Consider the following 21,051-nt stretch of genomic DNA (forward strand, 5'->3'; position numbering starts at 1 on the left):
TAGATCATCGAATTAAATCATCAATAGCATTGTTCGCTATTTGACTGATAACTTAGTATTTGTTTTCGCGACGCCAGTCATCTACTTCACGTTCAGCATCTTCTTTTGCATGGCCATAACGCTCTTGTACACGACCGACCAGCTTATCGCGGCTACCTTCGATATGGGTTAAATCATCATCAGTCAGATCAGCCCATTTTTGTTTTACTGAGCCTTTCACTTGGTTCCATTCGCCTTTTAGAGTATGTTCGTTCATTGTTATATTCCTTTTTTGATTATTTGTTTATCAAGACATTTATCCCATCTGGCCTTTCTTAACATTTTATTCAGTAGCTTTTTTCTAATGACCGTTTTACTTGATAAGCTCTTGTTTAATAAGAACTCGTCGAGTCGTTATAAAAAATTTATAAAAACAAGCTAGCTGATGTATCTAATATAGGCGTCAAGAATTCGGCTGTCTGTATGCGCAATGTTTAGAGTGTTACTTCATGATAGCAATCTGCATGGCTATGTTATGGAGACCATCTTTGTGTAATAAAGCAGGGGTTTTATCAGTGCAATAGGTAAATGAATTAAGAAAGGGTTTATTGAAAAATAAAAATGAGCGTGCTTTCTCAATAACGCGAACCCTATATTCGTATAGGCAAATAAAAAACAGGCGCTATTAATAAAATGGCGTCTGCTTTTTACTGTGGTTATTAATCGATTTAGGCTACTTAGCCAAATAATCTTGATAACGTTTTGTTAATTTCTTTAAGCGTATGCGGTCGCTAATTAACGAAAATAGTGGCGAGGCATTGGTCTTAGGTGTTTTTCCTTGCCCCATGCGTTGTAGCTGACGCTTAATGACCGCCATGGTGGCGATAGCGCTCAAGGTTTTGTCTTTCCAGCGTACGGCTGGGTCGTGCGCACTTAGTTGCTCATTGTGTTGCCAATCATTGGGCAAAGATGGGTTCATGGCGAGCGCAGTGCCCATGCCGACGATATCGATACCTTGAGCCAATACGGATTCTGCTACCGCTAAACGCCTGACCCCACCAGTAGTCATCATCGGCATGCTGGCCACTTGTGCAATCTCGGCGGCGAACGCTAAAAAGTAGGCTTCTCGCTGTAAGGTTCTACCATCTGCCGTTGTACCTTGCATCGCCGGACTCTCATAGCTGCCACCCGACAGTTCAACCAAATCAACACCAAGCCCGCGCATCGCTAAAACAACAGCTTTGGCATCATCAGCATCAAAGCCACCACGTTGAAAATCAGCCGAATTTAATTTGACTGATACCGCAAAGCTAGGGGCGACTTGGGCACGGACGGCTTTAATCACCGAAATTAATAAGCGCATACGATTCTCGATTGAACCGCCAAATTCATCAGTGCGCTTATTGGTCAACGGCGATAAAAACTGTGATATCAAGTAACCATGAGCCCCGTGAATTTGCACACCATCGAAGCCCGCTTGTTCAGCTTTGGCAGCGGTATCGACGAAGCGTTGAACCAGCTGCTCAATATCCTCGTGGGTCATGGCACAAGGCTTGCCAAACAGATGAGAGTGCTTTCCTAAATCAAGGGAAACGTCAGAAGGTGACAACACATCGCCTCCCATAGCTGCATAGACTTGGCGACCCGGATGATTGATTTGCATCCAAATGTGGCTATGGTTCTTTTTAACCGTTTGCGCCCATGCTTGAAAGGGTGCTAAATCACTGTCTTTCTCTAATACGATGCCACCAGGTCCCGTCATTGCTCGGCCATCAACCATAACATTACCAGTAATCAGTAACCCAGTACCGCCTTCCGCCCAGCGTTGGTATAGGCGCAAAATAGTAGGACCGGGGATTTGCCCTTTATCTGCCATGTTTTCTTCCATAGCGGCTTTGGCTAAGCGGTTTGGCAGCACAGCGCCACATGGCAAGGTAAAAGGAGAGAAAACGGCTGATGTCATAATAAATCCTAAGTATCGTCAATTCTATATAAGTCGATTCTATATAAATGGCGTGCAGTGTCAGGCTTGCTCAGTCTGTTATTGCTAAGACTTAGCGAGCCTTTCTTGTATCCAACTTATCTTGAAACGACTGCATGTGGTTTTGGGGAGGTTTTTATAACCCTCTTTTTCTAAAAACTTTGTACTAAAAATTTAAGCTATAGACTTATAGTTTAAATGACTATAGTCTTATAGTCGATGTAGTAATTATTCCCGTAAGTCATTTTAAAATATAAATCGAGGTCAACATTGAAGGCAAATGCTAAAACAGACTTCATCAGTGCAGATGACAGTGCAACAACTGAAACAAAGCGTGAGCTGGCAAAAGCCAAGACACGACGCGCGCTCCTAAAAAGTGCCTTGCAGCTCTATCGTGTGGAAGGTGCTTGTGGCATGAGTATGAATAAAGTGGCCAAGGGCGCAGGCATCGCGCAGCCGAGTTTTTACAATCATTTTGCGAGCTTAGAGGCGCTGCAACAAGAGCTGGGTGCTCAGCTTAAGGAGAACTATTTATCGCCCATGCGTATGGCGTGGATTGATATGCTAAAGGATTATCCTAGATTAACTAAAGCGCAGTTCAATGAGCGTTGTCAGCACTGCTTAAATATGATTTTTGATGCAGCATTTCAGAATATTGCTTTATTTCAGCGTTTGCTCGAAGACCGTCTGCGCTTTGCCCCAAGTATAAAAGAGCAAGATTTATTGAATGAATGTTTATTAACTAGCGATTCAAAAAATCCAGCCCAAGAAAATAACAGCCTATTGGATAAGGGTTTAGGCAATTTAATGACCGAAATACAAGAAGAGTGGACGGCAATATTTATAAAAGGATTGTCCTTATCTGGATGTTCTTTTGAACGCTCGGAAGTCAATCTTTGTGTCGATATCGCCGCCGCTCAAGTCCATGAATTAATAGTTGGCTGTCATCAGCAGCGTTATAGCAGACAGCAAGCTATCTCGATGTTAAGCACAAATTTCGATGCGCTTTTTAGTCAATTCTTTACCACAGAATGGCAAGAAATGAGCGGCTAATCATCAAGGCAGTCCAATTTATAAAAAGATTTAAACGGAATTTACATAGCAAAAACGCGGATAAAAAATAATAGGGAGCACGACGATGAGTAATGAGCCAACCAAAAACAATGAGCAAACCCATTTTAGAACTTGTAACCTATGCGAGGCGATGTGCGGTATCGTCATCAAACACGATGGCGATAAGGTGCTATCGATTAAAGGCGATAAAGATGACCCTTTTTCGCAAGGTTATATTTGCCCGAAAGCGACGGCTTTGCAAGATTTGCATGAAGATCCTGATCGCTTGCGTCAACCCGTTGAGAGAACGGCGAATGGCTGGAAGGAAATCAGCTGGCCTGAAGCGCTAGATAAAGTAGCAGCGGGCGTCCAAACGGTACAAAAAAAATATGGTAAAAATGCGCTCGGTATCTATCTGGGCAACCCCAACGTGCATAACCTAGGCGGGATGTTGACCGTTAAGCACTTATTAACCAGTATAAAGACGCGCAGTCGTTTTTCTGCCACCTCAATCGACCAATTACCGCATCATATCGTCTGCATGCATCTCTTTGGTCATATGCTGCGCATCCCAGTACCCGATGTCAATCGTACCCAGTATATGCTGATTATTGGCGGCAATCCGCTGGCATCTAACGGCAGTATTATGACTGCCCCCAATATGCGCCAGAAGCTAAAAGATATCAAAGCCCGTGATGGCAAGGTGGTGGTGATTGATCCAAGGCGCACAGAAACGGCAGATATTGCTAGCGAGCACCATTTTATTCGTCCAGCGACCGATGTCTTATTACTGCTAGCAATGCTCAACGAAATCTATCTACAAGGCTATGCGGATAAGGCACAGATTGATAATAGGGCGGCGGCTCTAACGCCAGAAATTTCACGACTCGCAGACTTTGCTAAAACCTATACCGCAGAGTCAGTTGCTGATATTACTGGTATTACGGCACCTGAAATCAAACGCCTCGTCAAAGAGTTTTGTGAAGCGGAAAGCTCAGTCTGCTATGGCCGTATGGGCATATCGGTGCAAGAGTTCGGCTTATTAAGTCAGTATCTGTCTATGATAATCAATATCGTCAGCGGTCGCTTAGATGAAGTGGGTGGTTTGATGTTCCCTAATCCGGCGGTCGATCTGGTGAATAACTCTGGCCCCGGCTATTTAGGTAAGCGCCACAGTCGCGTCAGCAATTTGCCTGATTTTAATGGCGATTACCCCGTGGTTGCGATGGCAGATGAGATGCTCGTGGAAGGCGAAGGACAGCTAAAAGGCTTTATCACTGTCGCAGGCAACCCGGTGCTCAGCACTCCGAACGGTGAAAAACTAGATGAAGCTTTAGCAAAGTTGGACTTTATGGTTTCATTTGATTATTTCGTGACAGAAACCAGTCGCCACGCCAATATTATTTTGCCACCCGTATCACCGCTAGAGCGTGATCATTATGACGTCACCTTTAATGGTTTTGCGGTGCACAACGTCGCTAAATACTCTCCAGCGTTATTTGCTAAGCAAAAAAATGCCAAACACGATTGGCAAATCTACCTAGAATTAGCAGAGCGACTGGATAAAAAAGCCCCTCTGGCGACCAAAGTTGAGCGTCGATTGGTAAAGACGTTAGGACCAAAAATAATACTCGATCAAGGCTTAAAGCGTGGGCCTTATTACCATATGAGTTTGAGGAAACTAAAGAAACATCCCCATGGTATGGATCTTGGGCCACTAAAAACGATGCTGCCGCAAGCGTTAAAACATAAAGACCAGCAGATTCATCTTAACGTTGATTTTTATCAGGCGGATCTAGAGCGTGTACAAGATATGATGGAGCAATATAATGATAAACAGATTCTATTGATTGGTCGTCGCCATGTGCGTAGCAACAACTCGTGGCTACACAATAGCCATCGTTTGGTCAAAGGCAAACCACGCTGTACCCTGATGCTGCATCCTGAAACAGCGGAAAACTATGGTATTAAAGATGGTCAAGAGGTGAAAGTTACCTCACGCGTTGGTCACGTGACGATCGTCGCAGAAGTGACGGATGAGCTGATGCCGGGCGTGGTTAGTATTCCTCATGGTTGGGGTCATGGGCGCAAAGGCGTGAAGCAGAAAATCGCGCAAGCGCATGCTGGCGTTAGTGTTAACGACTTGACGGACGATACGTTAATCGATCAGCTAAGTGGTAATGCAGCGGTCAATGGTGTACCAGTACAGCTAGAAGCAATCGAGCTAGAAGGGGTTGATTTGAACACGACTGATGCTAAGGTTGAATCTACTAGTGCGGCATAAAATAACTTTAAAAATTTTAGTTTAAATGAAGAAGGTACTTATATTAGTGCCTTTTTTTATACTTTTAGACCAATAAAATCAAAATCTACCTGCGGCGTCTCGCCTTGCATCAATAAGCTAATAGCCTTTGCAGAACCGCAAGCATGAGTCCAACCAAGCGTGCCATGCCCCGTATTTAGCCATAGATTATCAAAAGTCGCGTGCGTATTATGACTGCCATGCCGCACTTGACCGCTATGCGCGCGCCCAATTAATGGCACATTAGAAGGGGTCATCGGTCGTAGCCCCGTCCAATATTGCACAGAATTGGCAATGATACCTTTCGGGAATAGTTGCTGCACACGGCGAGTAATCGCTTCACAGCGGGTACTATTTAAGTCCAAATTATAGCCGTTAAATTCAGCCGTTCCTGCGACGCGTAATTTATCGCCAAGGCGTGAGGTTACTAACTTAAACTCGTCATCAATGAGGCTGACAAAGGGAGCGAGATGCGGGGCGCGAGGATTGATTTGATAAGTGGCTGAGTAGCCTTTGGCTGGAAATATGGGTGCGTGTATTCCCAAAGGTTTTAGTAATGACACGCTATAGCTACCGAGGGCTAGCACATGGCTATCAGCACTAAAAGTTTGCGCGTTTTCACCCTTGGGACGAATGATAATACTATGGATATGTGGACTGTTAGAGTTGGCGTCTGCGTTTAACGCCAACACTTCCGTATCATATAAGAATTGCACGCCAGCATCGGCGCAACGCTCAGCTAGACGCTGAGTAAATAAGTGCGCGTTACCCGATTCATCATGGCTGGTATAGGTTGCGCCCGTGAGCTTATGGGCAATAGGGTAAAGTGCTGGCTCCAAACTGACCGCGTTATTAATGTCGATGACATGGCGCTCACAGCCCAGCGCTTGCATACGCTCTGTTGGCGCAATAGCAGCGTCAAACTCTGCTTGGTTGGTATAAAAATGCATGATGCCGCGCGTTTGCTGCTCATAATTGATACCGATGTCAGCACGTAGTTGCTGCAAAGCATCGCGTGAATACAGACCCAAACGCACCATTTGTACCAGATTGGCATCGGCTCGTTCAGCACGACATTCTTGCAAAAATTGCATGGCCCATTTGAGCTGTGCCTTATCAGCACGCAAGCGATAGAGCAATGGTGCGTCCTCGCGAAACAGCCATTTAAGCGCCTTCATTGGTGTGGCAGGATTCGCCCAAGGGGTCGCATGCGAAACCGATATCTGCCCACCATTGGCAAAGGAGGTTTGCATACCGGCGGCTGGCTCACGCTCAATGACGGTCACATCGTAGCCTGCTTGGCAAAGATACCAGGCGCTGGTTACGCCCACCACACCCGCTCCGAGTACCGCAATATGGGTCATAGATTGCTCTGCTGCGTTTTTAGTAAAAGTGCTTTAAATAGTGCTTACTGTTTTGGGTTTTGGGTTACTTTTGGCGCGCCACATCCGCTTGTAGTGCTGGCGGTAAGTCTAATATCGTAAGCTCGCTATCGGCCAAATGCTCAGGACGGGCAACCACTAATGCCTCAAAGCCTTCGGCAGTGGCAATCGCATTGACTATCTGAATTTTCTCTAGCTTGTCACCTGCTGCTGGGACATCACCTGAGCCTTTTACATAATGTAAAAATGCTTTGGGTGCCGCTTTAAAATAGATGCGAGCGATGACTTCCTGACCTAGATAGCAGCCTTTATCGTAGTCCATACCACCGCGCTGATGCAGACGCAGCTCTTGCGGCTGAAACTCGCCTTGTGTTGCTGCCACGATCCAATAGTTACCGTTTTCGATACTGTGCTGCATCCAAGCTTGAGTATCTTCAGCAGTATTATGCTCATCCTTATGACTAAAGGTCGGCTCATCGCCAATCACGCAAGGATAAATTGGCGTTGGCGCGCTGGTCTCAAACTTGAAAAAAGCACCGTATTTTTTTAAATGTGCTTGGAAGGATTCAACACAATCGGCACTAACGACCACATCAAATTGATTTTCGTCTTGTTTTTTTATCCAAAGACCAAAATCAATACGCCCTTTAATATTACTAAGCGCTGTGGGCTGGTAGCTGAGGCCGATTTTGGTTACATCAGTGGTGATTTGACCCTGTAAGAATTTTTCGGCATCCTCGCCCTGTAAGGTTAATTGTGCAAACTGCGGCAAAGCCGATACATTTGAAGACTGAGTCATTGTTACTATCCTTATAATGGAATTTTATTCTAAATATTTAGGTGTTAAAACTATATGAGGCTAAGAAGAGTACCACAAAAAACACTGCTATAAAAAACGCTACGGTTAAGGTCTAGATTGGGTGCAGTCCCCAATTTTCAACCGTGCCAATTGGTTAAAGGGCGCGAGTTGCGGTACAATGATATAACTAGGCTAGGGTCTAGGCTGGGTCTAGAATAAACCTAAATGATGATGGCTGCTGAGGAAATTATGAGCTTACCAAATTGCCCAAAATGTGATGCTGAATATACGTACGAAGATGGTGCGTTACTGATATGTCCGATGTGTGCTCATGAATGGACGGCGGCTGAAACAGATGCGGCTGAAGCTGCAGACCAAGACGCCGTCATTCGTGATGCAGTTGGTAACGAGTTGCAAGACGGTGATGCAGTTACTGTCATTAAAGACTTAAAGGTCAAAGGCTCTTCAGTCATTATTAAAGTAGGCACTAAGGCGAAAAGCATTCGTCTATTGCCAGATGCTACTGACGGCCATGATATTGACTGTAAACTTGATGGCTACGGTCCAATGAAGCTTAAGTCTTCGGTCGTTAAAAAGGCTTAAACAACTTTAATAAAAAAATGAATTTACTGTTAATAAAATAATAGAGAATAACTATGAGCACTAAAAACGAACAGCTATTTGCGCAAGCACGCAAACACATTCCAGGTGGCGTCAACTCGCCAGTCCGTGCCTTTGCAGGAGTAGGTGGTACACCTATCTTTATGCACCGTGCTAACGGCAGCAAAATCTATGATACCGAAGACAATGCTTACATCGATTATGTTGGCTCTTGGGGTCCAATGATTTTGGGTCATGCGCATCCAAAAGTAATTGATGCAGTCAAAAAAGCGGCTGATGATGGTTTAAGCTTCGGTACCCCAACACCGTTTGAGACCACCGTTGCAGATAAAATTTGTGAAATCGTCCCGAGCGTTGAGATGATTCGTATGACCAGCTCAGGCACAGAAGCGACCATGAGTGCCATTCGTCTAGCACGTGGTTATACCCAGCGCGACAAAATCGTCAAATTTGAAGGTTGTTACCATGGACATTCAGACAGCTTATTGGTAAAAGCAGGCTCAGGTATGCTTGATATCGGTGAGCCAACGTCAAAAGGCGTGCCAGCAGACTTCGCTAAGCACACGATTACGATTCCTTATAATGACCCACAAGCGATTAAAGACTGCTTTGAAAAATGGGGTGATGAAATTGCCTGCGTTATCTTGGAGCCGATCGCTGGCAATATGAATATGGTCATTCCGAGCCAAGAGTTTCATGATACCTTGCGTGCAGAGTGTACTGCCAACGGTTCAGTGCTTATCTTTGATGAAGTTATGACGGGCTTTCGTGTTGGACTTGGCGGTGCACAAGCGCATTTCGGTATCGACCCTGACCTAACTTGCTTTGGTAAAATTATCGGTGCAGGCTTGCCCGTTGGCGCTTTCGGTGGTAAAAAAGACATTATGTCGTGTATTGCGCCACTCGGCGGTGTCTATCAAGCCGGCACATTATCAGGCAACCCACTGGCGATGCGTGCCGGTATTGCTATGTTTGAAGACTTAACGACAGACGGGTTTTATGATGAATTAGCAGCGAAAGTAGACCATCTAGTTGATGGTTTCCAAGCAGCTGCGGACAAACATGGCATTAATATGCGTACCAATAAATTGGGCGGCATGTTTGGCATGTTCTTTGTCAAAGACAGTGCAACCGAAACGCCAAAGAATTTTGATGATGTGACAGAGTGCGATATGACCGTGTTTAATACTTTCTTTCACGGTATGCTCGATCGCGGTATTTATCTGGCACCCTCTGCTTATGAGGCGGGCTTTATGTCTATCAAGCATAGCGATGCAGACATCGAGGCATCAATCAAAGCTGCCGATGAGATATTTGCAGAAATGGCCAACGCATAATCTAAATATTCATCATCGTAAAAACTAAGTTTTAAACTTTTAAAATAAAAACCAGCCAATGTGCTGGTTTTTTTATGGCTAGGGTATGTCCTGACTCTGGATGGAAGTGACTAAATAGGCTAAAAATGGCGGGCATGCAGAAGAAGCCATGATTGCCCATCTATAAAACAGACAATAAGTTGTGCTATTCTGAGGCTAATGATAATGACTGAGCAAGGACGCGACCTAATGAGTAATAGCTTTGAAAATAACTCGCCTAGCGCCACGGTTCCTCCATTGTGGCAAGCCGCCTATGAGCAATATGGACTAAAAAATAACTTGGATGTGTTAGAAGGTAAGCACAATCTGCTGGATTTACTACAACCAAAAATTGAGCAGCATAGTGAGTCGGTGGCTTTTAGTATGGGAACAGCCACAGTAACCTTTGCCCAACTAGATATTGCTAGCCGCCGTTTTGCTGCCTTTCTACAAGCAGAAAATATCGAAAAAGGGGCACGAATTGCCGTACAGCTGCCAAATATATTGCAGTACGCGGTGGCATTGCTCGGTTGTCTACGGGCAGGCGCGGTATTGGTCAATGTCAATCCGATGTATACCCATTATGAATTGGCGCATCAGCTGACTGACTCTCAAGCCTGCGGATTGATCGTCCTTGATGGGATGACAGCCGCTTACGATCAGCTCGATGAAGAGGTAAAAGCGCAATTATCCTTGGTCGTACATTGTTCCGTAGACCCCAATGCCGAACCTGCCGATAACGATATCGCCTTACTGACGCGCATCGACCAGACAGCAAACATAACTAATAGCCAAGCAAACAGTGTTCGCACAACCACAGACGATAGCGCTACAAACAATACTTCAGTACATAGTGTCAGCTTTGCCCACATTATGAGTGCATGCCACGCTGAGCAATATAAGCCCGTTACTATCACGCGCGAAGATTTAGCCTTGTTACAGTATACGGGTGGCACGACTGGCAAGCCAAAAGGCGCGATGCTCACACACTATAATGTGATGGCTAATGTCTGTCAGTGTTATGCGATGTTTGGCAGTGCGATTGAAACAGGTCGCAGTGAGCAGATTAAAATACTCAATCCGCTACCGCTGTACCATATTTTCTCATTCACCGTTTGTGGTCTGCTCGGCATCTATGGTGGTTGGGAAGACATACTGGTCACCAACCCGCGTGATATTGATGGGCTGGTCAAGACCATCGAGCAGCATCGTCCGCATGTCATTCCGTCGGTCAATACCTTATTCATTGGGATGCTGCATCATCCAAAATTTGCTAGCCTTGATTTTAGTCGCTTGGCCTTATCTATCGGGGGCGGCACCGCGATTATCAAAGCAGTGTCTGATCAATGGCAACAAGGCACTGGCATGATTATCAACGAAGGTTATGGCATGTCGGAGACCGCGCCAGTTATCTCTTTTAACCCACCAGGTATAGATGGTTTTAATGGTAGCGTCGGTCTACCGCTCGCTATGATGGATATCAAAATCATAGACGACAATGGCTCAGCATGTGCTATCGGAACGCCGGGAGAAGTCGGTATCAAAGGGCCACAAGTAATGCAGGGTTATTGGCGCCAAGACAATAGCGATACCTTTACTAATGATGGCTACTTTAAATCAGGTGATATTGGGCTACTGAATAAACAAGGCTTTTTGACCCTCGTTGATCGTAAGAAAGACATGATATTGGTGTCAGGCTTTAACGTGTATCCTAACGAAGTAGAAGCAGCGTTGACTGAGCATCCAAAAGTGCTCGAGGTGGCGGTCATCGGAATTGAAGATGCGCATAGCGGTGAAGTACCCAAAGCTTTTGTAGTAAAAAAAGATTCGAGCTTAACGGCTGAGGAGCTGGCAGCCTTTGCCAGTGAACGTCTGACTGGCTATAAACGCCCGCAGTCATACGAGTTTATCGATGAGTTGCCTAAGACCGCAGTCGGTAAAATATTGCGTAAATCCTTACGCTAAATCAGCATTTTATTAAAGCTAAAAAACTGGATTGCTATTTTGGCAGTCCAGTTTTTTATGTTTTATCTATATTAATCATAAACTTAGCTTTATCGTGCTTTATCAAATTTGCGATCTTTTAAACTTACATTACCACGTAGCACGTCGCTATACATACGAAAATCGCTGGCAAAGCTTTTTAGCGGAAATTTAAAAGAGGCGGGCTTGTTTTTCTCAAAAAAGAAATGCCCGACCCAAGCACAAGCGTAGCCTGCAGCGATGCCTTTGAGTAATGGTTTTGGCGAACGGGTTTTGACCGACTTTGCCAAGCCTAATAAGCCAAAACTACTGCCTGCAAAATGCAGTCGTCGGCATGCCATATTTTGATGTTCATCCAAATAAAAATCATAAAAGTTTGGCTTCGTTGGACTGACCGTCTTCATGATGTCCTTTTTGGCCGTGCCGATAGTAGCAGCGTCGGTATATTTCGTAGTGTTTTGTGTGGCAACTTGATTCATTTTTAGCTTCCTTGCTAATCGTCTATCGAAAACAGGCATTAGGGCAAATCATTGAGAGATTTTTTAATTCATTAAAACTTATGCTTGATAAGTAAGTGTTTGTTCTTTATTACAATATTCATGATTTTTAATGTAGCAAATCGCCATTAGTAACACAAGCGTCAAGTGTGGGCTACTTGTCTGTGTTGTCATCGGGTACTAGCCAAGGTTGCGTCTTACTTGCCACTATTTGGCATAAATGCTTTAATGGCAAAACTCGCTGTGTTTCGCTCAGTGAGCTGTGTTTTTTATCTATCCGTTTTCTTATTTTTCAGCAAATATCCTATCCTTTTTATCTAACACGGTAACGATATATCCTATGCCTAATGACTACCTAGCAAACCCACCGATCGCCGATGATGAAATGATGGCAGCCATTGATATTGGTTCCAACAGCTTTCATTTAGCCATTGCCCGTCTTGACCACGGTGAGGTGCGAAAAGTGGTTTCGATGTCCGAAAAGGTGCAGTTGGCAGCAGGATTGGATGAGAATAATATATTGGGCGCGGCGGCTGAACAGCGAGGACTTGAATGTCTAAGTCGGTTTGTTGCGCGTCTTGATTCAGTACCACCTGAGCGTATTCGTGTGGTGGCGACCAATGCCTTGCGCCAAGCTAAGAATGCCAATGACTTTATCACTCGGGCCAATAAAATCTTACCCAAGCCGATCGAAATCATCGCTGGACGAGAAGAGGCGCGTCTAATTTATTTGGGCGTCTCGCACACCAACGCCAGTAGCGATAAGCGTTTGGTCATCGATATCGGCGGTGGCTCGACCGAGTTCATCATTGGTCAAGAGTTCGATCCGCTATTGACCGAAAGTTTACAGATGGGCTGTGTTGCCTTTACCAAAAAATATTTTGATGATGGGCAAATTACCAAAGAAGCGTTTAACAATGCGATATCAGGCGCGCGCAAAGAAGTATTAGCGATTAATGGTCGCTACCAAAAAACCGGTTGGAGTAGTGTGGTTGGCTCTAGTGGCACGATTAAGGCGGTGCGTAACGTCCTCGTCTCTAAAGGCTGGGCGGATGAGCAAGAACGCATTACTTATAAAGGCGTCAAAAAACTAGAAAAATTATTGATTAAGATTGGCAATGTCAATGACATCGAATTAGAAGGCGTCAAGGAGCATCGTAAAGCCGTCTTCCCCGCAGGCGTGGCGGTGCTACGGGCGGTGATGAAGGTGCTGGGCATTGAGACCATTGTTTACTCAGATGGCGCGCTACGCGAAGGCGTTATGTATGACATGTTGGGGCGCTTTGCCAGTGAAGACGTGCGTGACCGTAGTGTGCTGGCACTTATTAAACGCTACTCAGGCGATAAAAAACAAGCCAAACAAGTAGTAAGAACCAGTCGCAATTTGTTTGAACAGGTGAAGGCGAAGCTATCACTCAGTAGCGACGATGGCGATTTGCTCAGGCGGGCAGCGTTTTTGCATGAAATAGGCCTAGCCATTAGCCATAGTAGCTACCACAAGCACAGCGCGTATTTACTTGAACATTCTGATATTCCTGGGTTTTCACAAGTAGATCAAAAGCGTATGGCGCAGCTGATGCTCAATCATCGCCGCAAGCTCAAATCGGATATGTTAGAGCAGACTGGTACTATTGGCGGTGATTCGCTGGTGTATTTATGCTTATTGTTACGGTTAGCCGTACTCGCGCATCACAGCCGTAGCGATAACGAACTACCAACGTTGCAGCTTCAAGTCGTTGATACCAAATGTTGGCAAATCACAGTGACGGATAACAATGAGCATTATGCGTTCTTATTATCAGATTTACATAATGAGGTCGAGCAGTTTGCCAAGTGGGGCGTGACACTAAGCGTGGTCGAGGCATAAGTGCTGAGCGCTAGCATTGAGTCGTTACTATTGTGATGAGTAAGCTACAGATTAACGTAACAAAAGCGGCTTTGTCAGTAATGTCATGGCATTTAAGATGTGCTACTATAGCTTCTATTGAGTTTACAACTGTACTTTTATTATCTATAAACCGATAACGATGCTATTGTTAAATATAATTATTAAAGGGAAAGGTCTATGAGCACTGTCTGGGATAGTGTGCAGCTTGCACGGCACGCCAAGCGTCCATTATTTATGGACTATGTTAATCAGCTGTTTACCGAATTTGATGAATTGCATGGCGATCGTGCGTTTGCCGATGACAAAGCGATTCTGGGTGGCCTTGCGCGCTTTGACGGTATGCCAGTGATGGTTATCGGTCAGCATCGAGGTCGCAGCACGCGCGAGCGTATCGCCCATAACTTTGGTATGGCCAATCCTGAAGGCTATCGCAAAGTCATTCGCTTGGTAAAGATGGCGGAACGTTTTAATATTCCGGTGATGACCTTTGTTGATACCCAAGGCGCCTATCCGGGTATTGGTGCCGAAGAGCGCGGGCAGGCGCAAGCCATTGCTGAGAGTATTGCGGTTTTTTCTAGCCTAAAAGTGCCGATTATCGTGACCATTATCGGTGAAGGTGGCTCAGGTGGCGCGTTAGCGATTGGCGTTGGGGATAAGGTCAATATGCTACAGAATAGCATTTACTCAGTTATTTCTCCGGAAGGCTGTGCCTCTATCCTGTGGAAAACAGCCGAAAAAGCGCAAGATGCCAGTGAAGCCTTAAAATTAAATGCCATTAATCTCTATCAAATGGGCTTAATTGATGCAGTGATTGATGAAGGCGAGGGCGCTCATATTCAGCCACAACCAGTCATGACGGCTTTGAAAGCACTCATTGCTGAGCAGTTAGATGAGATCAAGGATTTGGATGCGCAGGAGCGTTGCGAGCTGCGTTATGAGAAGCTAAAAACCTTTAACTCAGAAGTAATGTTGCCTGCTTAATAGGTTGGCATTGTGCTTTTTTAGATTGGGCTTGTTTAGAGTAAGGTCAATTTATTATTGAGCACCTATTCAGTATTTAACGCTCAGCTTTTGATATTATACCAATCCCAATCATTAAAGTTGCGCCCAAGTACGAGTAGTTAAAGACTGAATCCTCTGTGGCTGTTTAAGCAGATTATTCCAAGCCAAGCAAGCGGCTTCGACAATAGCCTCATAACTTTCATAACAACGATTAGATAGCTCATTTTGCTTAAGGTACTGCCATACTCTCTCAGAGGGATTAAGCTCAGGTGAATAAGGCGGTAATTTAAGCATAGTGACATTACCCTGATTCAAGCTTGGTTGATGCCACAATGCACCGTCCATCACTACGACCGCATGGCGTCCTTTTGGTACGGCTTTACTAATCTCAAGCATATGCAATAACATTGTATGTTTATTGACTGAAGGCAATACTAAACCTACCGCCTCTGCTGTCGCTGGACAAAAGGCACCAAACAGATAAGCGGAATTAAACTGCTGCTGCTTGATCAGTCGAGGACGCTCACCGCGGTAATGCCAAACTCTAGTCAATGACCCCTGTTGTCCTATTCGAGTTTCATCTTGGAACCATATATCTACGTGATCTAGGCTTACCTCAGTAGGTAGGGACGCCTCAACCTGTGCTATAAAGTTTTTTTAAAAGCGTCTTGAGCTTGTATGTCGGCTTTTGGATGCTGACTACGAGCACTTATCCAACTCATATCAATACGTTTAAGCAGCTCGTAGATACCATTGACGGTATAGTGGGCGTTGTAGTGTTCTTTAGCCAATTGCTGAATATCTTTACCGGTCAAACGACCGCCAGCTCGCTTGTCTTGTTCAGAGACTATCATGGCTTTAAAAGCGTCTGTGTCTGCTTCTACCAGTTTACTATGCCGACCTTTGCGATGACGATCATAGAGACTCTCAAGTCCTCGTTCATGATATCGTTTCAAGGTACGCCTGGCAGTTTGAGGGTGAATACAAAGATCTTTGGCAATATCGTTAGTGGCTTTGCCTATACTATATTGGTATAAGATAAGCAGGCGTAGGCGGGCTCTGGGGTTACTCTCGGTCTTTGAGTGTTTGCCAAAGTCATGCTCTTCTAGGTTATGGATTGGTATAGTCATAAGTGGATTATACTATATATTTTGGGTTTGGTATTAGATAGTTATCCTTAATGTTAAAACAAAAAATGCTAAAATAAAAACGTGTCATTTTATGGCGCGTTTTTTTGTGCCAACAAACTTCTGCATTAATAATGTATATATAGTCAGTGAAAAGTAATATCGAACCATGATGCACTGCTGATATTAATTTTTCTTGCTTGCCGTGCCTGCGCAGACAGAGGCTACAAAAATTGATATCAGCAATACCGTCGCGTTTTTAGGATATCTTGACTATAGTAACTCAATAAATAAGATGAATTATGACCAGCAGCGCAATCCTCCAATATACTATTGAGCCAATAGCTGAGCAGCCAATTGATACTTATTTGGCTGAGGCGTTATTAACCAGTTTGGCTGAATATAGCGAACGGCTACACGGTCGCCGACTTTGGCTGGCTTGTAGTGGTGGTCGCGATTCCTTGGCACTTGCGGCGTTATGTGTGCAGCTCTATCGACACGGTAAATTGCCATTTTTGCCGCAATTACTGCATGTTAATCATGGTCTACAAGTGGACAGTGGCATCTGGGCGAAGCATGTGGCGAAATGGGCGGAGGCTCAAGAGATACCTTGTCGGATTTTATCAGCGCAAGTAGACGGTCATGATGAGCAAGCCGCTAGGCAAGCGCGCTATGACGTTATGCGAGCGCAACTCAATCAAGACGATGTGTTGCTCTTAGCGCATCATGCCGATGACCAAGCAGAAACGGTACTGATGCGGTTGATTCAAGGCGCTGGGGTGAATGGCTTGTCGGGTATGCAGCCATGGCATCTACAGACGCAAGGTAGGCGGCGAAATATATTGTGGCGACCTTGGCTGACCGTCCAGCGTACCAGTATTAGTGCCTATGCTCAGCGTCTGAAATTGCCCTATATCGACGACCCGACCAATGACGCTGGCGACAATGTACGTAGCGGATTACGTCAAGACGTTATGCCAGTATTAGCAAAATATAACCCCAACGTCATTGATAACATTGCTCGTAGTGCGCAGCTACTAAGTGACGCGCAAGCGACGGTCAGCGCTCAAGCAGAACAAGACATGCAGCAAACGGCTATTACCTCGTTACAACTGCCACCTGCACAATATGTATTAAATATTGACGAGCTACAGAAACTACCGCTTTATCGCCAACGCCAATTACTGCACTGTTGGCTAGCTCAAGATGAGCCATTACCGCCGGCTAAGCAGTTAGTTGATGAGGTACTAAACCTAGCTGAGCGCAATGATAACGATCACCAAACCATTCTTTTTTGGCAAGGTCGCCAGCAGTCTTATAGCATTCGGCGCTACCGCCAGCAGCTTTATCGGCTGAGCAATGAGTGGCTGACATGGCTGAATATGCCGCTTGATGAACAAACTCAACCGTTAGCGCCAGCCAATTTATCTAGCAATATTAGCACTGGCGTATTTGATGATAATTTGGTATCGATTTGTTTACGAACGAGTGCTGATTTTACATGGCAGTTGCAGATATTACCTCAGGTATTGGCACAGTTATTAGACAATACAAAAGGTGAGCATGCGTTACAGACAGTAGTGAAGCCAGTATTTAATATAAGAGCATTAGATCGCAAGCAGCGTGTGCAAACGGCATTGGCGTCGCGTCCGCAATCCGGTAAAAAGCTGTATCAAACCTTGGGTATCCCTTCATGGATGCGTGAGAGTTTAATGGTTATTAGTGCAGTGTGCACTTATGATGAAGAATTGCCATTATTGCTAGTATCACCGTTTGAAAGTTGGGTGTTAGGGACTGATAAGTCATCAACAGCCATTAGAAATGATAGTAGTATTTTAGACAGTGCTATCGGAAGTGTTCTAAGTGTAAATAATTTTTTGTGATAAATTTTACTCATTCTGAGTTAAGAAGTTAGATTATTTTTTTCTTACCATTTTGATATCTGTGATTTTAGTACCTTCGTAGCATTCTTCACTATTATCTCCAGTATAGACAAAACCGAATTTTTTATAAAAATCGATAGCTGCTGTATTAGATTCTAGTACCCATAAATAAAAGTGGGTATTGATATTAGACTCTAAGATGTCTTGCAACGACGTCTTCATTAACTCAGTTCCTATACCTAGCCTCTGATATTCTGGTAAAACATACAAAGTCGTAATTTCATAGCTATTATTTTTATTAAAATATCCAATAAATCCTAAGCTTTTATGGTTAGTATCATGTGCTACCCACACAACGACATCGTGATGAACGATTAACGCTTGCCACATTTCTGTTTTTTCGAATAGGTTGTTTTTGTTGCTAATATAAGACTCTGGTAGCAAACCTAAGTAGGCGGCACCCCAACTCTCAAAGTGCATGTTAGCAATATCTGTAAAGTCGTCTAGATTGCCTCTACGCACAAAATACATCGTTTACTCCAAAAAACTTAAAAATAGTTTGAAAATGACATTTCTCAATTTACTAACTAAGCTATGAAAGAGTCTGTGATAATTTAGTAGTTGAATAGGATTTTAGGCTAATAATGAGCTCGGGAATTTATCAAACGGTCGTAGTAGCAGTATGGTAAACTGAGTGTCATTTTAAATACCATTATGTTACTTTGATTGCCTTTGAAATTTTTGAGTAGGAGACACACATGTCAGTATTAGATAATAAGAAAATCAGTTTTGTCGGTGGCGGAAATATGGCGCAGGCCTTGATTAGCGGTCTTGTAAGCTGCGGCATCAAGCCCAGTCTGATTACCGTGGCTGATCCTAGCGGCGACGCGCGCGAGCAACTAGCCGCTAAGGGATTAAACACTGTAGATCCAACCGCTAATCCAACCGCCGCTATTACCGATGCTGATATTGTCGTACTGGCAGTAAAACCGCAAGTGATGAAACCAGTCGTCAGCGCTTTTGCAGATGTATTGGACAAGCAGCTAGTGATTTCGGTGGCAGCTGGCTTGTCGACGGATATTTTGTCTGGCATGCTAGGCGGCTATCGCAATATCGTGCGCGCAATGCCAAATACACCTGCCATGATTCAGATGGGGGCGACGGGCCTTTATGGTACGGATGATATCTCTACTGAACAAAAGCAATTAGCCACTGCAGTAATGGAAGCCTCTGGTCTGGTCATGTGGGTTGATGACGAAGAGCATATGCACGCGGTAACGGCAGTTTCAGGCTCAGCTCCGGCGTATGTGTTTTACTTCATAGAGTCGATGATCGATGGTGCAGTCGCCTTAGGGTTGGATAAAGAGCAAGCCTCAGCATTGGCCATGCAAACCATGTTGGGCGCAGCAAAAATGGCAATGGATAGCGATGATGTACCTGCCGAGTTACGCCGCAAAGTTACTTCACCGAACGGTACTACTCAAGCCGCTATTGAGTCGATGCAAGCCAATGAGATTGGTCGTCAAATCGGCGAAGCCATGCAAGCCTGTTATGATCGTAGTCAAGCGCTTAGCGAAGAGATGAAGTAATACCAATAGCCAGCAGATACAACCAGCCACTTTGTGAGTGGCTGTCATCATAAATGGTTAATACTGGTCTCGATTATTCGTCTTTTATTACTTTTATTGTTATTAGCGTACAAGCCCATTGAGTAGCACTTCATGAACAACCTGTTATTTCAAATTTTTGATTTGGTCACCACTTTCGCTATGATGTTGGTGTTTATCCGTTTTATGCTGCAGTTTGCAGGGATGGATGCCAGCAATCCGATGATTGCTCCGGCTTACAAGGCGACTCATATCGTCGATGTGTTTGGGCGTATTTTTCCTACTGTTGCGCACGGTCGCATCAGTATTGCCGCGATTGTGTTGATGTTTTTGATTCGTCTGATTGATATCTCTGGAAAAGCCGCGTTGACCCACAAAGGCATCGCGCCTGTGCCGCTATTTTTTACAGGTACGATCAGTTTGGTATTAGACTTTTTACGCATGTGTCGCTATTTAGTGATCGGTTCTATTATTGTGAGCTGGATTGTCGTGTTTACTAAATCTGAGCATCCTATTATTGGTATCATCATTAATTTGGCTGAGCCGATTTTAGCACCTTTTCGCCGCATCACGCCAAACTTAGGCATGATTGATTTATCACCGATGGTTGCATTTTTTGCCTTTTATTTGCTTGAGATATTTATCGGTGGTTTGGCATCGAGCTTTATGCCAATGTTGGGCTAATAAAGTAAAGACAGAAAAGTAAGAACAGAGTCAAAAAAAGACGCTCTATTAATACAGAGCGTCTTTTTTTATTTATCGTTTATAGATTATTCTGAAAGTCTATAAAACGGTTGGGTATCAGTTGGGCTTCTGCATTCTCAGGGTGCGGTGCATCGGCGGCGCGCAAGGTTTGAGTAATCCAGTTATCGGCTGCCTTGACGGCATCAATGAGCGCGTCGCCTATTGCTAGACGTCCAGCGATAAAGCTAGCCAGCGAGCAGCCAGAGCCATGGAATTCGCCTTCTAAGCGCGGTAAGGTGCTTTGATGCACCATCTCACCTTCTATATACAGATACTGCTCGATATCACCGCTATTAAAGTCGTGTGAGGTTTTGACCAATATCGCATGAGACCCTTGTGCGCATAGTTTTTGCGCCCCAATATGCAAGTCTTGCTCACCGCTCAGAGCGCGTAACTCATGAGTATTAGGCGTAATTAAAGTGGCATAGGGCAGTAGCTGTTTGAAAGCTGCTACTAAAGTTGCCTCATCGCCCAAACTACCGCCACTATTAGCAACCAATACTGGATCAAGTACAAAAGGGGTGTTTTTTTTAATAACTTTATTAGTGAATAATCTAGTCATCATTTTTATATTATCAGTAGTGCCGAGCATGCCCGATTTGATAACCTTTACTGGCAAGTCTTCGAGTACTGCCATCGCTTGATTTCTGACTAGTTCAGCGCTACAAGCCTCAAAGCCGAAGACCTGCTGCGAGTTTTGGATGGTGACCGCCGTGCAAGCAATCGCCGCATGAGCGCCTGCTTGACCAATGGCTTCGATATCTGCTTGTAGTCCAGCACCGCCGGAGGGATCTAATCCTGAAAAACACAATACCACTGGTCGCATAACCCTTCCTTTTATTGCTAAG

At 44.6% G+C, this 21,051-nt stretch carries 19 protein-coding genes; 10 read left to right on the plus strand and 9 right to left on the minus strand.

The window, feature by feature from the left end; all coding sequences use genetic code 11:
* Positions 1-52: 52 nt before the first annotated feature.
* Together ACSUPM_RS01105 and ACSUPM_RS01110 are read right to left on the minus strand one after the other, a co-directional pair.
* The gene (locus ACSUPM_RS01105; protein WP_101211315.1) at positions 53-256 is read right to left on the minus strand and encodes a CsbD family protein; all 204 of its coding nucleotides are present in this window, start codon (positions 254-256) and stop codon (positions 53-55) included.
* Between the two features lie 456 nt (positions 257-712).
* The gene (locus ACSUPM_RS01110) at positions 713-1,942 is read right to left on the minus strand and encodes an NADH:flavin oxidoreductase/NADH oxidase family protein (protein ID WP_201567074.1); all 1,230 of its coding nucleotides are present in this window, start codon (positions 1,940-1,942) and stop codon (positions 713-715) included.
* A gap of 288 nt (positions 1,943-2,230) precedes the next feature.
* Here ACSUPM_RS01110 and ACSUPM_RS01115 point away from each other — a divergent pair, with 288 nt between their 5' ends.
* Positions 2,231-3,013, plus strand: a complete 783-nt coding sequence (locus ACSUPM_RS01115) for a TetR/AcrR family transcriptional regulator (RefSeq protein WP_025651850.1) — start codon at positions 2,231-2,233, stop codon at positions 3,011-3,013.
* A gap of 85 nt (positions 3,014-3,098) precedes the next feature.
* A complete protein-coding gene (locus ACSUPM_RS01120; protein ID WP_350588404.1) occupies positions 3,099-5,297 on the plus strand; it encodes a molybdopterin oxidoreductase family protein in 2,199 nt (732 codons plus the stop codon).
* A 56-nt stretch (positions 5,298-5,353) separates the two neighbouring features.
* Here ACSUPM_RS01120 and ACSUPM_RS01125 read toward each other — a convergent pair whose 3' ends face one another.
* Positions 5,354-6,679 carry a D-amino acid dehydrogenase gene (locus ACSUPM_RS01125; protein WP_350588405.1) on the minus strand — a complete coding sequence of 442 codons (1,326 nt, stop codon included), beginning with the start codon at positions 6,677-6,679 and terminating at the stop codon, positions 5,354-5,356.
* Between the two features lie 64 nt (positions 6,680-6,743).
* The gene (gene ygfZ, locus ACSUPM_RS01130; RefSeq protein WP_201578136.1) at positions 6,744-7,496 is read right to left on the minus strand and encodes a CAF17-like 4Fe-4S cluster assembly/insertion protein YgfZ; all 753 of its coding nucleotides are present in this window, start codon (positions 7,494-7,496) and stop codon (positions 6,744-6,746) included.
* Between the two features lie 249 nt (positions 7,497-7,745).
* On the opposite strand from ygfZ, the gene ACSUPM_RS01135 reads away from it, so the two are divergent.
* The 3 genes from ACSUPM_RS01135 (at position 7,746) to ACSUPM_RS01145 (ending at position 11,437) form a co-directional block, all read left to right on the plus strand.
* Positions 7,746-8,099, plus strand: coding sequence for a zinc ribbon domain-containing protein YjdM (locus ACSUPM_RS01135; RefSeq protein ID WP_025651854.1), 354 nt, complete (start codon positions 7,746-7,748; stop codon positions 8,097-8,099).
* 53 nt (positions 8,100-8,152) lie between these two features.
* Complete coding sequence (gene hemL / locus ACSUPM_RS01140) at positions 8,153-9,454, plus strand: glutamate-1-semialdehyde 2,1-aminomutase (protein ID WP_201578135.1); 1,302 nt, start codon at positions 8,153-8,155, stop codon at positions 9,452-9,454.
* Positions 9,455-9,682: 228 nt separating this feature from the next.
* Positions 9,683-11,437 carry an AMP-binding protein gene (locus ACSUPM_RS01145; RefSeq protein WP_350588406.1) on the plus strand — a complete coding sequence of 585 codons (1,755 nt, stop codon included), beginning with the start codon at positions 9,683-9,685 and terminating at the stop codon, positions 11,435-11,437.
* An 89-nt stretch (positions 11,438-11,526) separates the two neighbouring features.
* Here the strand turns inward: ACSUPM_RS01145 and ACSUPM_RS01150 are convergent, their stop codons facing one another.
* Positions 11,527-11,859, minus strand: coding sequence for a DUF962 domain-containing protein (locus ACSUPM_RS01150; RefSeq protein WP_227502370.1), 333 nt, complete (start codon positions 11,857-11,859; stop codon positions 11,527-11,529).
* 433 nt (positions 11,860-12,292) lie between these two features.
* On the opposite strand from ACSUPM_RS01150, the gene ppx reads away from it, so the two are divergent.
* The gene (gene ppx / locus ACSUPM_RS01155) at positions 12,293-13,819 is read left to right on the plus strand and encodes an exopolyphosphatase (RefSeq protein WP_201567053.1); all 1,527 of its coding nucleotides are present in this window, start codon (positions 12,293-12,295) and stop codon (positions 13,817-13,819) included.
* A gap of 198 nt (positions 13,820-14,017) precedes the next feature.
* A complete protein-coding gene (locus tag ACSUPM_RS01160) occupies positions 14,018-14,821 on the plus strand; it encodes an acetyl-CoA carboxylase carboxyltransferase subunit alpha (protein WP_173239550.1) in 804 nt (267 codons plus the stop codon).
* 114 nt (positions 14,822-14,935) lie between these two features.
* Here ACSUPM_RS01160 and ACSUPM_RS01165 read toward each other — a convergent pair whose 3' ends face one another.
* Entirely contained in the window at positions 14,936-15,490 is a 555-nt protein-coding gene (locus tag ACSUPM_RS01165; protein WP_201577362.1) for an IS630 family transposase, read from the minus strand.
* The gene (locus ACSUPM_RS01170; RefSeq protein WP_201577358.1) at positions 15,487-15,972 is read right to left on the minus strand and encodes a winged helix-turn-helix domain-containing protein; all 486 of its coding nucleotides are present in this window, start codon (positions 15,970-15,972) and stop codon (positions 15,487-15,489) included. Before ACSUPM_RS01170 ends, ACSUPM_RS01165 begins: the two co-directional genes overlap by 4 nt.
* 299 nt (positions 15,973-16,271) lie before the next feature.
* On the opposite strand from ACSUPM_RS01170, the gene tilS reads away from it, so the two are divergent.
* Positions 16,272-17,852 (plus strand): tRNA lysidine(34) synthetase TilS, encoded by a 1,581-nt coding sequence (gene tilS, locus ACSUPM_RS01175; RefSeq protein WP_201577355.1) that lies wholly within the window; start codon positions 16,272-16,274, stop codon positions 17,850-17,852.
* A 33-nt stretch (positions 17,853-17,885) separates the two neighbouring features.
* On the opposite strand, the gene ACSUPM_RS01180 is transcribed toward tilS, so the two are convergent.
* Positions 17,886-18,383: a GNAT family N-acetyltransferase gene (locus ACSUPM_RS01180; RefSeq protein WP_025651861.1), complete on the minus strand. Its 498-nt coding sequence runs from the start codon at positions 18,381-18,383 to the stop codon at positions 17,886-17,888.
* A 227-nt stretch (positions 18,384-18,610) separates the two neighbouring features.
* On the opposite strand from ACSUPM_RS01180, the gene proC reads away from it, so the two are divergent.
* Positions 18,611-19,441: a pyrroline-5-carboxylate reductase gene (proC, locus tag ACSUPM_RS01185; RefSeq protein ID WP_436880101.1), complete on the plus strand. Its 831-nt coding sequence runs from the start codon at positions 18,611-18,613 to the stop codon at positions 19,439-19,441.
* Positions 19,442-19,573: 132 nt separating this feature from the next.
* A complete protein-coding gene (locus ACSUPM_RS01190; RefSeq protein ID WP_025651863.1) occupies positions 19,574-20,143 on the plus strand; it encodes a YggT family protein in 570 nt (189 codons plus the stop codon).
* Between the two features lie 79 nt (positions 20,144-20,222).
* Here the strand turns inward: ACSUPM_RS01190 and ACSUPM_RS01195 are convergent, their stop codons facing one another.
* Complete coding sequence (locus ACSUPM_RS01195; RefSeq protein ID WP_201606540.1) at positions 20,223-21,029, minus strand: hydroxymethylpyrimidine/phosphomethylpyrimidine kinase; 807 nt, start codon at positions 21,027-21,029, stop codon at positions 20,223-20,225.
* Positions 21,030-21,051: the final 22 nt, after the last annotated feature.

This window comes from Psychrobacter okhotskensis, from assembly GCF_965638355.1.
Lineage (GTDB): Bacteria > Pseudomonadota > Gammaproteobacteria > Pseudomonadales > Moraxellaceae > Psychrobacter > Psychrobacter okhotskensis.